Origin of the sequence: Pseudomonas sp. NPDC096950, assembly GCF_044762525.1 — a bacterium.
Taxonomy (GTDB): Bacteria; Pseudomonadota; Gammaproteobacteria; order Pseudomonadales; family Pseudomonadaceae; genus Aquipseudomonas.
In genome coordinates this window covers 104,451-117,254 of the sequence record NZ_JBIWEL010000015.1, presented here as the reverse complement: position 1 = coordinate 117,254, position 12,804 = coordinate 104,451, and the positions used below count along the sequence as shown (strand labels likewise).

The 12,804-nt window shown below is 59.3% G+C and carries 14 protein-coding genes and 1 pseudogene; 7 read left to right on the top strand and 8 right to left on the bottom strand.

All coding sequences use genetic code 11. The features are described from left to right. The first annotated feature begins 59 nt into the window (after window positions 1–59). On the top strand, window positions 60–563 hold the full coding sequence (locus ACIQY3_RS21930; protein WP_403023462.1) for a universal stress protein: 504 nt from the start codon (window positions 60–62) through the stop codon (window positions 561–563). 111 nt (window positions 564–674) lie between these two features. Next, window positions 675–1,649 (top strand): HTH-type transcriptional regulator CysB, encoded by a 975-nt coding sequence (gene cysB / locus ACIQY3_RS21925; protein WP_403023459.1) that lies wholly within the window; start codon window positions 675–677, stop codon window positions 1,647–1,649. 6 nt (window positions 1,650–1,655) lie between these two features. Here cysB and ACIQY3_RS21920 read toward each other — a convergent pair whose 3' ends face one another. Then, entirely contained in the window at window positions 1,656–2,138 is a 483-nt protein-coding gene (locus tag ACIQY3_RS21920) for a transcription elongation factor GreAB (RefSeq protein ID WP_403023456.1), read from the bottom strand. A gap of 2 nt (window positions 2,139–2,140) precedes the next feature. Then, window positions 2,141–2,548: a hypothetical protein gene (locus ACIQY3_RS21915; protein ID WP_403023451.1), complete on the bottom strand. Its 408-nt coding sequence runs from the start codon at window positions 2,546–2,548 to the stop codon at window positions 2,141–2,143. A 124-nt stretch (window positions 2,549–2,672) separates the two neighbouring features. Here ACIQY3_RS21915 and earP point away from each other — a divergent pair, with 124 nt between their 5' ends. Together earP and ACIQY3_RS21905 are read left to right on the top strand one after the other, a co-directional pair. After that, window positions 2,673–3,830, top strand: a complete 1,158-nt coding sequence (earP, locus tag ACIQY3_RS21910; protein ID WP_403023446.1) for an elongation factor P maturation arginine rhamnosyltransferase EarP — start codon at window positions 2,673–2,675, stop codon at window positions 3,828–3,830. 48 nt (window positions 3,831–3,878) lie between these two features. Continuing rightward, on the top strand, window positions 3,879–4,448 hold the full coding sequence (locus ACIQY3_RS21905; RefSeq protein ID WP_007943632.1) for an elongation factor P: 570 nt from the start codon (window positions 3,879–3,881) through the stop codon (window positions 4,446–4,448). Window positions 4,449–4,624: 176 nt separating this feature from the next. Here ACIQY3_RS21905 and ACIQY3_RS21900 read toward each other — a convergent pair whose 3' ends face one another. The 4 genes from ACIQY3_RS21900 to ACIQY3_RS21885 all read right to left on the bottom strand — a co-directional run bounded on the left by ACIQY3_RS21900 (window position 4,625) and on the right by ACIQY3_RS21885 (window position 7,917). After that, window positions 4,625–5,638 (bottom strand): alpha/beta hydrolase fold domain-containing protein, encoded by a 1,014-nt coding sequence (locus ACIQY3_RS21900; protein WP_403023443.1) that lies wholly within the window; start codon window positions 5,636–5,638, stop codon window positions 4,625–4,627. 33 nt (window positions 5,639–5,671) lie between these two features. Beyond that, window positions 5,672–6,091, bottom strand: coding sequence for an organic hydroperoxide resistance protein (locus tag ACIQY3_RS21895; RefSeq protein ID WP_403023440.1), 420 nt, complete (start codon window positions 6,089–6,091; stop codon window positions 5,672–5,674). A gap of 339 nt (window positions 6,092–6,430) precedes the next feature. Then, complete coding sequence (locus ACIQY3_RS21890) at window positions 6,431–6,892, bottom strand: MarR family winged helix-turn-helix transcriptional regulator (protein ID WP_403023437.1); 462 nt, start codon at window positions 6,890–6,892, stop codon at window positions 6,431–6,433. Window positions 6,893–6,960: 68 nt separating this feature from the next. Continuing rightward, window positions 6,961–7,917 (bottom strand): LysR family transcriptional regulator, encoded by a 957-nt coding sequence (locus ACIQY3_RS21885; protein ID WP_403023434.1) that lies wholly within the window; start codon window positions 7,915–7,917, stop codon window positions 6,961–6,963. A gap of 110 nt (window positions 7,918–8,027) precedes the next feature. Here ACIQY3_RS21885 and ACIQY3_RS21880 point away from each other — a divergent pair, with 110 nt between their 5' ends. After that, window positions 8,028–8,777: a sulfite exporter TauE/SafE family protein gene (locus ACIQY3_RS21880; RefSeq protein ID WP_403023431.1), complete on the top strand. Its 750-nt coding sequence runs from the start codon at window positions 8,028–8,030 to the stop codon at window positions 8,775–8,777. On the opposite strand, the pseudogene ACIQY3_RS21875 reads toward ACIQY3_RS21880, so the two are convergent. Continuing rightward, window positions 8,767–9,621 (bottom strand): annotated as a pseudogene (locus ACIQY3_RS21875) (LysR substrate-binding domain-containing protein). The gene ACIQY3_RS21880 and the pseudogene ACIQY3_RS21875 sit on opposite strands and share 11 nt — an antisense overlap. Before the next feature lie 96 nt (window positions 9,622–9,717). Between ACIQY3_RS21875 and ACIQY3_RS21870 the strand changes: the two are divergent. Beyond that, entirely contained in the window at window positions 9,718–9,933 is a 216-nt protein-coding gene (locus tag ACIQY3_RS21870; RefSeq protein WP_054052224.1) for a DUF1127 domain-containing protein, read from the top strand. A 64-nt stretch (window positions 9,934–9,997) separates the two neighbouring features. Then, window positions 9,998–11,227: a winged helix-turn-helix domain-containing protein gene (locus ACIQY3_RS21865; RefSeq protein ID WP_403023428.1), complete on the top strand. Its 1,230-nt coding sequence runs from the start codon at window positions 9,998–10,000 to the stop codon at window positions 11,225–11,227. Window positions 11,228–11,315: 88 nt separating this feature from the next. Here the strand turns inward: ACIQY3_RS21865 and ACIQY3_RS21860 are convergent, their stop codons facing one another. Beyond that, a complete protein-coding gene (locus ACIQY3_RS21860; RefSeq protein ID WP_403023426.1) occupies window positions 11,316–12,662 on the bottom strand; it encodes a class II 3-deoxy-7-phosphoheptulonate synthase in 1,347 nt (448 codons plus the stop codon). Window positions 12,663–12,804 lie beyond the last annotated feature (142 nt).

Genomic DNA, 12,804 nt, shown 5'->3' with positions numbered 1-12,804 from the left:
TCGGCAAGGCACTGCTAAGCTGAATCAATCTCCGCCATGTCGGCACGCAAGGAGGTCATATGATTCGTTCCATGCTGTATGCCACCGACCTCGGCCTGTACGCACCTTTGGTGATGCAGCACGCCTTGGCGCTGGCGCGAACATTCAATGCCGACTTGTATGTGGTGCACGCAGTGGAACCCATGGGGCTGTTCGCCGAATCGGTGCTGCAGAGCTACCTCGATGAGCAGGCGTTGAATGAGTTTCACAGCCAGGGCCTGAACACGGTGATCGCCAATATCGAACGGCGGGTGCTGGAAAGTTTTCGTGAAGAGCTGGGGGATGAGGGGGAGCAAGACCTGGAAAGGATTCAAGCGGTGCGGGTGCTTCAGGGCGATCCGTCGCAGGTGATTCTCGACCAGGCGCAGAAACTCTCGGTGGATTTGCTGATCGTAGGTAGTCATAGCCATCGCGCCAGTGCGGAAACCCCGCTGGGCCGCACGGCAGCTCGGGTCCTGCAGTTGGCCCGGGTGCCGGTTTATCTGGTGCCGCTGGTGGAGCGTCGGCGTCTAGGAGATCGCTAGAACAAATAATGGCGTTTTGATAAAAAAGTTCTAGATTTATTCTTCAAACCATTAATATAGTTATATACCGTCGCTGATGCCCGTGGCGTCTACCTGCTTTGAGGGATTCATATGAAGCTTCAACAACTGCGCTACCGCGGGGCAGTGGCGCACCACGACCTCAACGTTTCCGCTACCGCCCAAAGTCTCTACACCTCGCAGCCGGGCATCAGTAAACAGATCCGTTTGCTGGAAGACGAACTGGGCGTCGAGGTCTTCGCCCGCAGCGGCAAGCACCTGACCCGTGTCACCCCGGCCGGCGAGCGCATCATCACCACCGCCGGCGAAATCCTGCGCAAGGTTGAAAGCATCAAGCAGATTGCCCAGGAATTCTCCAACGAGAAGAAAGGCACCCTGTCGATCGCGACCACCCACACCCAGGCGCGTTATGCGTTGCCGCCGGTGATCAGCAATTTCATTAAGCAGTACCCGGACGTTGCGTTGCACATGCACCAGGGTTCGCCGATGCAGATCGCCGAAATGGCCGCTGACGGCACCGTGGATTTCGCCATCGCCACCGAAGCGCTGGAACTGTTCGGTGACCTGGTGATGATGCCGTGCTACCGCTGGAACCGTTGCGTGGTCGTGCCCCAGGGCCACCCGTTGACCAAGCTGCCGAAGCTGACCCTTGAAGCCCTCGCCGAATACCCGATCGTGACCTACGTGTTCGGTTTCACCGGCCGTTCGAAACTCGACGAAGCGTTCAGCCATCGCGGCCTGACGCCGAAAGTGGTGTTCACCGCCGCCGACGCCGACGTAATCAAGACTTACGTGCGCCTGGGCCTGGGCGTGGGCATCGTCGCGAAAATGGCGGTCGATGCCAAACTCGACAGCGACCTGGTGATGCTCGATGCCAGTGATCTTTTCGAATCCAGCATCACCAAGATCGGCTTCCGTCGCGGCACCTTCCTGCGTGGCTTCATGTGCGACTTCATCGAAAAGTTTGCCCCGCACCTGACCCGCGAAGTCATGGCCAAGGCGATCCAGTGCCACAACAAGCAGGAATTGGAAGAACTGTTCGACGGCGTCGAACTGCCGGTTCATTAATCTGCGTTAAATCACCTCGGTAACAGCAAACTGTTGCCGAGCGCCCGCCACCAGAATCTCCACCTCGTCCCCTTCGAACTTGCCCAGCAGGCTTTTGCCCAGCGGCGAGCGGGGGGTGATGACGGTGATCATCTGCCCCACCAGATCGACCTTCAAACCCGCCGCGTCAGGCGCCAGGAACAGCCACTGTTCGCGTCCCTTTTCGTCTTCCAGACCGAGCAGGGCACCGACTTCGATACCGCGCTGATCGTCATACGGTCGCAACGTCAGGTTCTGGCACACCGTCAGTGAATGACGAATTTCCTCGACCCGTTTCGCCTGCCCGGCCGCGAGGTACGACGCCTCCAGACCCAATGTGTCGTACTTGTTTTCGGCGATGTTTTCTTCGTGGGTCGCGGTTTCGTAAGCGGTTTGCGCTGCGCGTTCGGCGATGTCGAGATCGATGCGCAGCTTGTCGAGAATCAGTTGGTGGACGATTTGCTTGTTCATGATCAATCGCAGAATTGCTGGACGTTGGCGCGGCTTTTTTCGCTCGGCGCGGTCTGGTCCTGTTGCAGCCAGAACTGGCATTTGGGGTTCGACAGGTTGCGATTATTGGTGCGGGCCTGATCGAGGAATTGCTGTTGCTCGTTCTTGCGCAGGTTTTCTTTGTATTGTTCGAACAACGGACTCTGCGGCGGGATGTCCGGTGCTGGTTGAGCCACCGGCGGATTGGCCAGTTTCTGTACGGCCTGGGCCACCGGCGCCAACTGCTCGGGGAAGATAAAACGCGAGGCGAGCCAGCACGTCAGCGCGATGGCCAGGAACCCCAGCCAAAGGCCCAGGGCAATGCTGCCGGTCAATTGCAGGGCATTGAGGCGGATCGGCAACGGACGGCGCGGGTTGGGACGATAGGGCATGGCTGCCTCCTGGCGGGTGGTCGCGGGCGGATGGCGATTGTCGCACGAAGATTAATCGTCGTCGGCCCTTCTGCACGGGGTAATTTATGCGGACAATCGGCGCCTTTGCCAACGGGAGCCTTGAATGCCTGAACTGCCTCAAATGAAAAACCGCGGGCGCTGGGATATTTTTTGCACCGTGGTCGACAACTTTGGCGACATCGGTGTGACCTGGCGCCTGGCCCGTCAACTGGTGGCCGAACATGCGGTGGACGTTCGCCTGTGGGTTGACGACCTGCGTGCCTTCGAACGCCTGTGCCCCGAGATCGACATCCACGCGCCCCAACAGTGGCAGCAGGGTGTCGAGGTTCGGCATTGGCCGGCTGAATGGCAGCCCGTGGAGGCCGCCGACGTGGTCATCGCCGCATTCGCCTGCCAACTGCCGAGCCCGTACATGGACGTCATGGCCGCGCGGGAAAAGCCGCCGCTGTGGATGAACCTGGACTATTTGAGCGCCGAAGACTGGGTCATCGGTTGTCACGGTTTGCCGTCGGTGAAGTACAAGAGCGTACAGAAGTTCTTCTTCTTTCCGGGGTTCCAGAAGGGCACCGGGGGCTTGCTGCGTGAGCGTGGATTGCTGGAACGGCGTCGGCAATTTCAGCAAAAACCCGAAGCCCAGCGGGAATTCCTGCAGGGATTGGGGATTGATCCTGCGCCCGCTGCGCAATTGATCTCGCTGTTTGCCTACGAAAACACCGGGTTGGCGAGTTGGCTCGACACACTGGCCGCCGCCCCGTCGCCCACGCATCTGCTGGTGCCGGAAGGACGGATACTCGGTGACGTCGAACGCTGGCTCGGGGTGAACGGGCTGGTGGCGGGAGCGCTGCACGTGCGTGATGCCCTGACCGTGCAAGTGCTGCCGTTCGTCCGACAGGATCAATACGATCACTTGCTGTGGTGCTGTGATTTCAACGCCGTGCGCGGCGAAGATTCGTTTGTCCGTGCTCAATGGGCAGGGCGGCCGATGCTTTGGCACATCTACCAGCAAGACGAAGATATCCACCTCGACAAGCTCGATGCCTTCCTCACGCTCTATACAAAAGGCCTGTCGACGCCTGCCGCAGAGGCGATCAGCGGTCTTTGGCGAGCGTGGAATGCCGGCGAAGACATCGCCGACCAATGGCTGGCGACCCGCAAACACTGGCCGGAGCTGCAAAAACACGCTGAGGCGTGGTGTCTGGAACAAGCCTTGCAGGCGGATCTTGCCGCGGCGCTGGTACAGTTTTACCTAAATTGGATATGATACGCGGCCTAGATTTTTGTAAATCCCATCCAAATTCGGATATTCGCAATGAAAACTGGTAAAGAACTGAAACCCGGTACCGTGATCCGTCTCGAAAACGATCCTTGGCTGGTTCAGAAAGCTGAATTCACCAAGTCCGGTCGTAACAGCGCGATCATGAAGACCAAGCTGAAGAACCTGCTGACCGGTTACAAGACCGAGATCGTTTACAGCGCTGACGACAAACTGGACGACGTAATCCTCGACCGCAAAGAAGCGACCCTGTCCTTCATCAGCGGCGACACCTACACGTTCATGGACACCACCGACTACACCATGTACGAGCTGAACGCTGAAGACATCGAAGCCGTTCTGCCTTTCGTTGAAGAAGGCATGACCGATGTTTGCGAAGCGATCTTCTTCGAAGAGCGTCTGGTTTCCGTAGAACTGCCGACCACTATCGTGCGTCAGGTTGACTACACCGAAGGTTCCGCTCGCGGCGACACTTCCGGCAAGGTGATGAAGCCTGCCAAACTGAAGAACGGTACCGAGCTGTCGGTTGCTGACTTCATCGAAATCGGCGACATGATCGAGATCGATACCCGCGAAGGCGGTTCCTACAAAGGCCGTGCTAAATAAGCACAGCTTCAGGAATGAAAAAGCCCGACCATTGAGTCGGGCTTTTTTGTGCCTGCGAATAACGTGAGAGCGCTGAAAACCCCCTGTGGGAGCGGGCTTGCTCGCGAAAGCGGTGTATCAGGCGACAATGATTCGTCTGACACTCCCTCTTCGCGAGCAAGCCCGCTCCCACATTTTTATTTCAGGTGTTGCTTGAGTTCTTCAGACGCTTGCAGCATCGCCGAACGCACCGCCGGCACCTGACTCACCACGTTCAACAAACCATAGTCGTGGATCATGCCGTTGTAGCGAACCGCCGTGACCGGCACGCCAGCCTCGTCGAGTTTACGCGCATAGGCCTCGCCTTCATCGCGCAGCACATCGGCGCCGGCGGTCTGCACCAGAGCCGGTGGCAGACCTTTGAGCTGAGCCGTGGTCGCCCGCAGCGGTGACGCGTAGATCTCGTTACGCTGATTGACGTCGGTGGTGTAGTTGTCCCAGAACCACTTCATCATGTTTTTGGTGAGGAAGTGCCCCTCGGCGAACTGGTTGTAGGACGCGGTCTCGAAGCTGGCGTCCGTCACCGGCCACAACAGCACCTGAAACTTGATCGCCGGTGTGCCTTTGTCCTTGGCCATCAGCGCAACCACTGCGGCCATATTGCCACCGACACTGTTGCCGGCCACCGCCAGGCGTTTGCCGTCGACGTTGATCTCTTTACCGTGCTCGGCCACCCATTTGGTCGCGGCGTAAGCCTGGTTGATCGCCACCGGGTAGTGCGCTTCCGGCGACGGGGTGTAATTGACGAACACCGCCGCCGCACCCGAACCCACCACCAGATCCCGAACCAGCCGTTCGTGGGTCGGGAAATCCCCCAACACCCAGCCACCGCCGTGGAAGAACATGAACACGGGCAACTCACCCTTGACCCCGGCCGGCCGGACGACGGTCAGGCTGATCGGTTGGCCATCGACTTGAATGGTCTTCTGGCTGACGACGGCTTTTGGCAGCGTCAGCTTCACCCCGGCTTGCGCACCCACCAGCACCGCGCGGGCCTCTTTCGGCGAGAGCTGTTCCATCGGCTTGCCGGTGCCGGCATTCAGTACATCAAGGAACGCCTGGGTGTTGTGTTCAACCCCATCGCCCGCGAATGCGCTGTGGACGGAGAGGGCGAGAAGGGTACCGGTCAAGACTTTGCTGAACGTGTTCATGGTCATTTCCTGTTCGGGCCTGGGAATCAGTGGTTAGACGGCAACGTGCAGGCGCACTTCGACGTTGCCACGGGTGGCGTTGGAGTACGGGCAGACCTGGTGAGCCGCATCGACCAGGGATTGCGCGTCAGCTTGTTCCAGGCCTGGCAGGCTGATGTGCAAGTCGATGTCCAGGCCGAAACCGCCAGGAATCTGGCCGATGCCGACATGGGCAGTGATCGAGGCGTCGTTCGGGATGGTGCGTTTGGTCTGGCTGGCAACGAATTTCAGCGCGCCGATGAAGCAGGCTGAGTAACCGGCGGCGAACAGTTGTTCAGGGTTGGTCGCTGCGCCGCCTGCACCACCGAGTTCTTTCGGGGTAGCGAGTTTGACGTCGAGGATGTTGTCGCTGGAAACCGCACGACCGTCACGGCCACCGGTGGAAGTTGCGATTGCGGTGTAGAGAGTTTGCATGGTGTGAGCCTCATTCGGATTTTGGTGTTTTGCGCTAAATGTTTGCGCGCTAAGTAACTGCGAGATAAATGTAGCTCGCGAATATTTAGCGCGCAAGATAAATTTTTGAAAAAGTTTTGTGAGGGGAGGCAAGTGGGCGGGCGAGGGTTGTAAAGACTATTGAGTTAGAGGGGTTTGATCAGGATTTTAAGGACGGAATTTTTTTCAAGGAAGGCCACAAAAACAACTGTGGGAGCGAGACTGCTCGCGAATGCGGTCTGACATTCAGCACTGATGTTGACTGACACACCGCATTCGCGAGCAGGCTCGCTCCCACAGGGATCTATTGTGTTTGGGGGATTAGAGGCTGTCTTGCAGATGGCTGCGCAGCTCTTGCAGATCGTTTTGCAGTTTCTTCAACTGTTCCAGCGTCTGCCCGCTGGCACCGAGGATGCACTGCGGAATATCCCGCGCCTTGTCCCGCAACGCCCGGCCCTGTTCGGTCAGCTCGACAATTACCACCCGTTCATCTTCACGGCTGCGGGTGCGGCTGAGCAGTCCTTCGACTTCCAGGCGTTTGAGCAGTGGCGTCAACGAGCCCGGATCGGTCAGCAGGCGATTGCTGATTTCGCCGACGGTCAAACCATCCTTTTCCCACAACACCATCATCGCCAGGTACTGCGGATAGGTCAGGCCCAGTGCTTGCAGCAAGGGTTTGTAGACCTTGGTCATCAGCAGCGAAGTGGAATGCAGGGCGAAGCAGACCTGATTGTCCAGCAGCAGGTCGTCGCAGTTGTCCGGGGTGTTGCTCTCGGTGGTCATGTCAAAGCCTTGATCAGTGATCGTCATGAATCTAGCGGGCGAATCTTTAATGCGCCAGATAATTATGGCTAATACCCGGCCAGATTGCCTTGCAGGGCAAGATCCCAGGGAGCAATCGGGCTGAAGCGGGTCTTCAGGTATTCCAGCAACAGGCGACTGCGGGAACTGGCCTGCTGCTCCAGGCGCAACGCGTAAATTCCGGCGGTTTCCGGTTTCGGCAGACCGTTTTCGCAGAACAATGGCAGCAATTCGCCGCGCAACAGGTATTCGCTGGCCAGCCAGGTCGGCAAGTGCGCGATGCCCAGTCCAGCCAGTGCGCCGCAAACCAGCGCCTCGGCATTGTTGGCACTCATGCGAATGCGCGCCGGGCGATGCAGTTGCATGCGCCCGTCCTGTTCAAAGCGCCAGGCGAAGGGCGGGGCGAGGCCGTCCCAGTCGAGGCCATCGTGTTCGATTAACTGAGCAGGATCGGTCGGCACCCCTCGGCGTTTCAGATAGTCAGGACTGGCGCAGGCGATACGTACCATGTTCGCCAGTGGCGTGGCCACCAGTCGGGTGTCGGCCATTTGCCCGGCACGCAGTACGAGATCGACTTTGCCCAGGTTCAAGCCCTGCATGTCGACAAAACTGTCGATCAGGTGCAATTGCACGTCGAGACCGGGGTACAACATCAGAAAGTCAGCGATGACCGGTGCCAGATGCCGGCGGCCGAACGCGGCGGGCGCATCCACCCGGATCAAGCCTTCGGGCGCGCTGCTAAGGGACACCGCTTCGGCCCGGGCCAAACGCAACTCAGCCACGATCCGCCGCGCACGTTCGGCAAACGCCAAACCGGCCGGCGTCGCCCGCACCGCGTGTGTGCTGCGCAGAAACAATTGACTGCCGACCGCGCTTTCCAGGCTGTCAATACGCCGGGCTACTGCCGAAGGTGTCAGCGGATGGCGCCGGGAAGCAGCGGAAAAGCTGCCGGTTTCCAGCACATCGAGGAACAGCCCGAGTTGGTCGGTCAATTGATTGGGATTCATGGTTTCACCAGCGCTTGTGCGAAATCGGCACAGCCATTGTGCGTTGCTGTGCGTTTCCCCGCCAGCACCGACTGCGTAGGATGAAACGCCTGACGAGAGGGAAGTGGCCTGTGATTGAGTTTTTGATGTACCTGATCTTCGGCGTGGCCTTGGGCACCCTGGGTGGGCTATTCGGCATCGGTGGTGGCTTGGTGGCCATCCCGTTGCTTGGCGTGCTCTGCGGTCTGGACCAGCAACTCGCCCAAGGCACGGCGTTGGTCATGGTGGTGCCGAACGTGATGCTGGCACTGTGGCGCTATCACCAGCGCAATCGCATCGAATTGCGCCACGCTTTGCCTTTGGCCTCGATGGGTTTTTGTTTCGCGTGGATCGGATCGATCTGGGCCGTGGGCATCGACGCACAAACCATGCGCATCGGCTTTGTCGCGTTCCTCGTGGCCCTGTCCACCTACAACCTGGTGCGCATGTTCACCGCCAATTCGCCGGTTTCTTCACAGATGAATTACTCATGGCCATGGCTGGGTGTGCTGGGCGCGGCGTCCGGGACCATGGGCGGATTGTTTGGCGTGGGTGGGGCAGTGGTGGCGACGCCAGTGCTGACCAGTCTGTTCGGCACCACTCAAGTTGTCGCCCAAGGCTTGTCGCTGGCACTGGCATTGCCGAGCACCGGCGTCACCCTGGTGACTTACGCCGTGCACCATGAGGTGAACTGGATGATCGGTTTGCCATTGGCTGTCGGCGGTCTGATGAGCATCAGTTGGGGCGTGAAGATCGCCCACGCCTTGCCGGAGCGGCTGTTGCGCGGGCTGTTCTGCGGTTTCCTGGTGTTCTGTGCGGTAATGCTCGCCCTTAAAGTTTGAAGCCTTCGACGATGTGTTCGGCCAGGCATTCGGTGATCGGCGACGGGTTGTGCAGGTTGCGCACCAGCATGATGCAGGCTTCGGGCAGCAACGGCAGGTCTTCGGCGGCGCCGAGGATGCGCATGTCCGGGGTGATCAGGCTTTCCAGTTGCGCAGTCACCGCCAGGCCGGCGCTGACCACCGCCATCAACGCCGACAGGCTCGAGCTGTTATAGGCGATGCGGTAATCGCGGCCCATCGCGTCGAGGGCATTGCACGCCCACAACCGACAGAAACAATCACTGTTGAACATCGCCAGGGGCAACGGCGTCTGTTCGTGGGCGCTGAAGCATTGCGCCTCGGCCCAGACGAAACGTTCCTTGCGCAGCAATTGGCCAATCTCGGTGCCTGGCTCACGGGTGACGATCGACAGGTCCAGGTCCTGGCGCTGCAACAGTTGCTTGGTCGATTCACAGTGAACTTCAATCTGGATCAGCGGATAGAACTTGGCGAAGCGCGACAGGATTCCTGGCAGAAACCGCATCACATAATCATCCGGCGTGCCGATGCGCACCGTGCCGACCATGTGCGGCTCGCGCAAAGTATTGAACACCTCACTGTGCAGTTTGAGGATGCGCCGGGCATAGCCGAGCAGCACCTGGCCTTCAGCGGTCAGCTTGACCTAGCGTCCGTCCCGCTCGAACAACTGACGCTGCAACACGTCTTCTTCCAGGCGTTTCATCTGCATGCTCACCGCAGACTGGGTGCGGTTGACCAATTCACCGGCTCGGGTAAAGCCGCCCTGGTCGGCGATGGCAACAAAGGTGCGCAGCACATCGGTATCAATACTAGGAAAGGCCGACATTCATCAATCTCCGAGATGCATACCATCAGAAACATTCGTTGGATTGATCTTAGCTCTGGCGCGAGACTTGAGCCATCCCTAAAGGAGGGCAACATGATGAAAGGTCAACACGAGCATGTAACGTCAGAAAAATTCTCAATCCACGCTGTTTCGGATCTGCTGCACAAGTTTAGTCGCTGGTACGAACTTCACCGCGAACGCGAGCTGCTGGCGAGCCTGAGCGATGAAGCGCTGAAGGACATCGGTGTGAGCCGTGCGGATGTCGAGCACGAATCGATCCGGCCGTTCTGGGACGATCCGATGCATAAATGATGAGGCCATTGCTACACAAACCCCTCTCTGGTGAGGTAGGTTGCGAGCAGACAAGGAGATGCTCATGCCCGCAACGCTGTCCTTTTCCATCAAACAGGCTCGACGTCTGGCACTGGCTGCCCAAGGGTTCAACGGGCGCCAGCCGCCAGCGGCGATCAAACCGGTTCAGCTCAACCGGTTGATCGAACGCCTGGGTATTTTGCAGATCGACTCCGTCAATGCGTTAGTGCGTTCGCACTACCTTCCCTTGTTTTCCCGTCTTGGCAATTATTCATCTGACTTGCTCGACCAGGCGGCCTGGAGTCAGGGCCGACAACGCACGTTGTTCGAATATTGGGGCCATGAAGCTTCGCTGTTGCCGTTGTCCATGTACCCGTTGATGCGCTGGCGCATGCAGCGTGCGACCCGTGGTGAAGACATCTATCAGCAATTGGCGAAATTTGGTCGTGAACAGCAAGAGACGATTCGCCGGGTGTTGGCGTCGGTCGAGGAACTGGGGGCGCTGGGCGCCGGTAGTTTGTCGACCCGTCAGGAACGGGCCGGGCCGTGGTGGGACTGGAGCGCCGAGAAGCATGCCCTGGAATGGTTGTTTGCCGCTGGTGAAGTGACTGTCGCCGGAAGGCGCGGATTCGAACGGCTTTACGATTTGCCGGAACGGGTGATTCCTTCAGCGATTCTCCAGCAACCGTTGCTCACCGAAGCCGAGGCTCAGCGCGGGTTGTTATTGCATGCGGCAACGGCGCTGGGTGTCGGCACGGAAAAGGATTTGCGCGACTATTTCCGTTTGAACCCGGCCGACAGTCGGCTGCGATTGGCGGAATTGGTCGAGGCCGGTGAATTGCTGACCTGCGAAGTCGAAGGCTGGCGGCAACCGGCCTACTGCCTGCCCGAGCCCAAGGTGCCGCGCAAGGTTGAGGCCAGCGCCTTGTTGTCTCCCTTTGATTCACTGATCTGGGAACGCAGCCGCACCGAGCGTTTGTTCGATTTCCGTTATCGACTGGAGATTTATACGCCCCAGGACAAGCGGATCTACGGCTATTACGTGTTGCCGTTTTTGCACAATCAACGGATTGCCGCGCGGGTGGACTTGCGCACTGAACGGGCATTAGGCCGGTTGGCGGTGCATGCGGTGCATGAGGAAGAGCCGGGGCTGGATGAGGCGGGGATGTTGGCGTTGGCGGTCAATTTGCGGCAAATGGCGGATTGGTTGGGGCTGGAGCAGGTGCAATTGAATTGTCAGCGGGTGAGTGCGGGGCGGTTGCGGGTGGCATTGGCTCAGTTGGGTGGTGCCTGAGCGGACGCCTTCGCGAGCAAGCCCGCTCCCACAGGGGACCGCATTCCAAATGCGGGAGCGGGCTTGCTCGCCAAGGGCGCGACGCGATTTAACGGCGGACTTGCTTCAACGTCTCAGCAATCAAAAACGCCAATTCCAGCGATTGATCGGCATTCATCCGCGGATCGCAATGGGTGTGGTACCGATCCGACAACCCGTCTTCAGTAATCGGCCGCGCCCCACCAATGCACTCAGTAACATTCTGCCCGGTCATTTCGATGTGGATACCGCCGGCATAAGTGCCTTCCGCTTCGTGCACCTGGAAGAACTGCTTCACTTCGCCAAGAATCTGCGCAAAGTCGCGGGTCTTGTAGCCGCTGCTGGCCTTGATGGTGTTGCCGTGCATCGGGTCGGAACTCCACAGCACTTTCTTGCCTTCGCGTTCGACGGCGCGGATCAGCTGTGGCAGGTGATCGCCGACTTTGTTCGCGCCCATCCGCGCGATCAGGTTCAAGCGGCCCGGATCGTTGTCCGGGTTGAGCACGTCGATCAGGCGAATCAAATCTTCCGGGTTCATGCTCGGGCCGACTTTCACACCGATCGGGTTGTTCACCCCGCGCAGGAATTCCACGTGTGCGCCATCGAGCTGGCGGGTGCGGTCGCCGATCCAGAGCATGTGGGCCGAGCAGTCGTAGTAATCGTTGGTCAGGCTGTCGCGACGCACGAAGGCTTGTTCGTAGTTCAGCAGCAGCGCTTCATGGGCGGTGAAGAAACTGGTTTCGCGCAGTTGCGGCGAGCTGTCCATGCCGCAGGCGCGCATGAACGCCAGGGTTTCATCGATGCGGTCGGCCAGGTGGCTGTACTTCTCGGCCAGGGCCGAGTTGGCGATGAAATCCAGGTTCCACTTGTGCACTTGATGCAGGTCGGCAAAACCGCCCTGGGCGAAGGCGCGCAGCAGGTTCAGGGTCGCCGTAGACTGGTGATAGGACTGCAGCAGGCGTTCCGGGTCCGGCACGCGGCTTTTTTCGTCGAAACCGATGCCGTTGACGATGTCGCCACGGTAGGCCGGCAAAGTCACGCCGTCGATGGTTTCGTCATTGGCCGAGCGCGGTTTGGCGAACTGCCCGGCCATGCGCCCGACCTTGACCACCGGGCAACCGGCGGCGAAGGTCATCACGATTGCCATTTGCAGCAACACTTTAAAGGTGTCGCGGATTTTCGCGGCGGAGAACTCGGCGAAGCTTTCGGCGCAGTCGCCGCCCTGCAACAGAAACGCGCGGCCCTGGGTGACTTCGGCGAACTGACGGCGCAACTCCCTGGCTTCACCGGCAAACACCAGCGGCGGATAGCTGGCCAGGGTTTGCTCGACGTGCTGCAAATGCGCGGCATCGGGGTAGCGGGGTTGTTGCTGGATCGGCAAGGCACGCCAGCTGTCAGGGCTCCAGGGTTGGCTCATCACGGTCTCTAGTGTTTACGCACGGGTCCTTATGTTATCAGCAATTAGTGCGTGACCTGTTCCCGTCGCTTCGCGGACAATCGCGCCTTTGCCGCTTCATGTTGCGGTGTATTGGTTGCCGGGCCCGGTGACGATCTGGAGA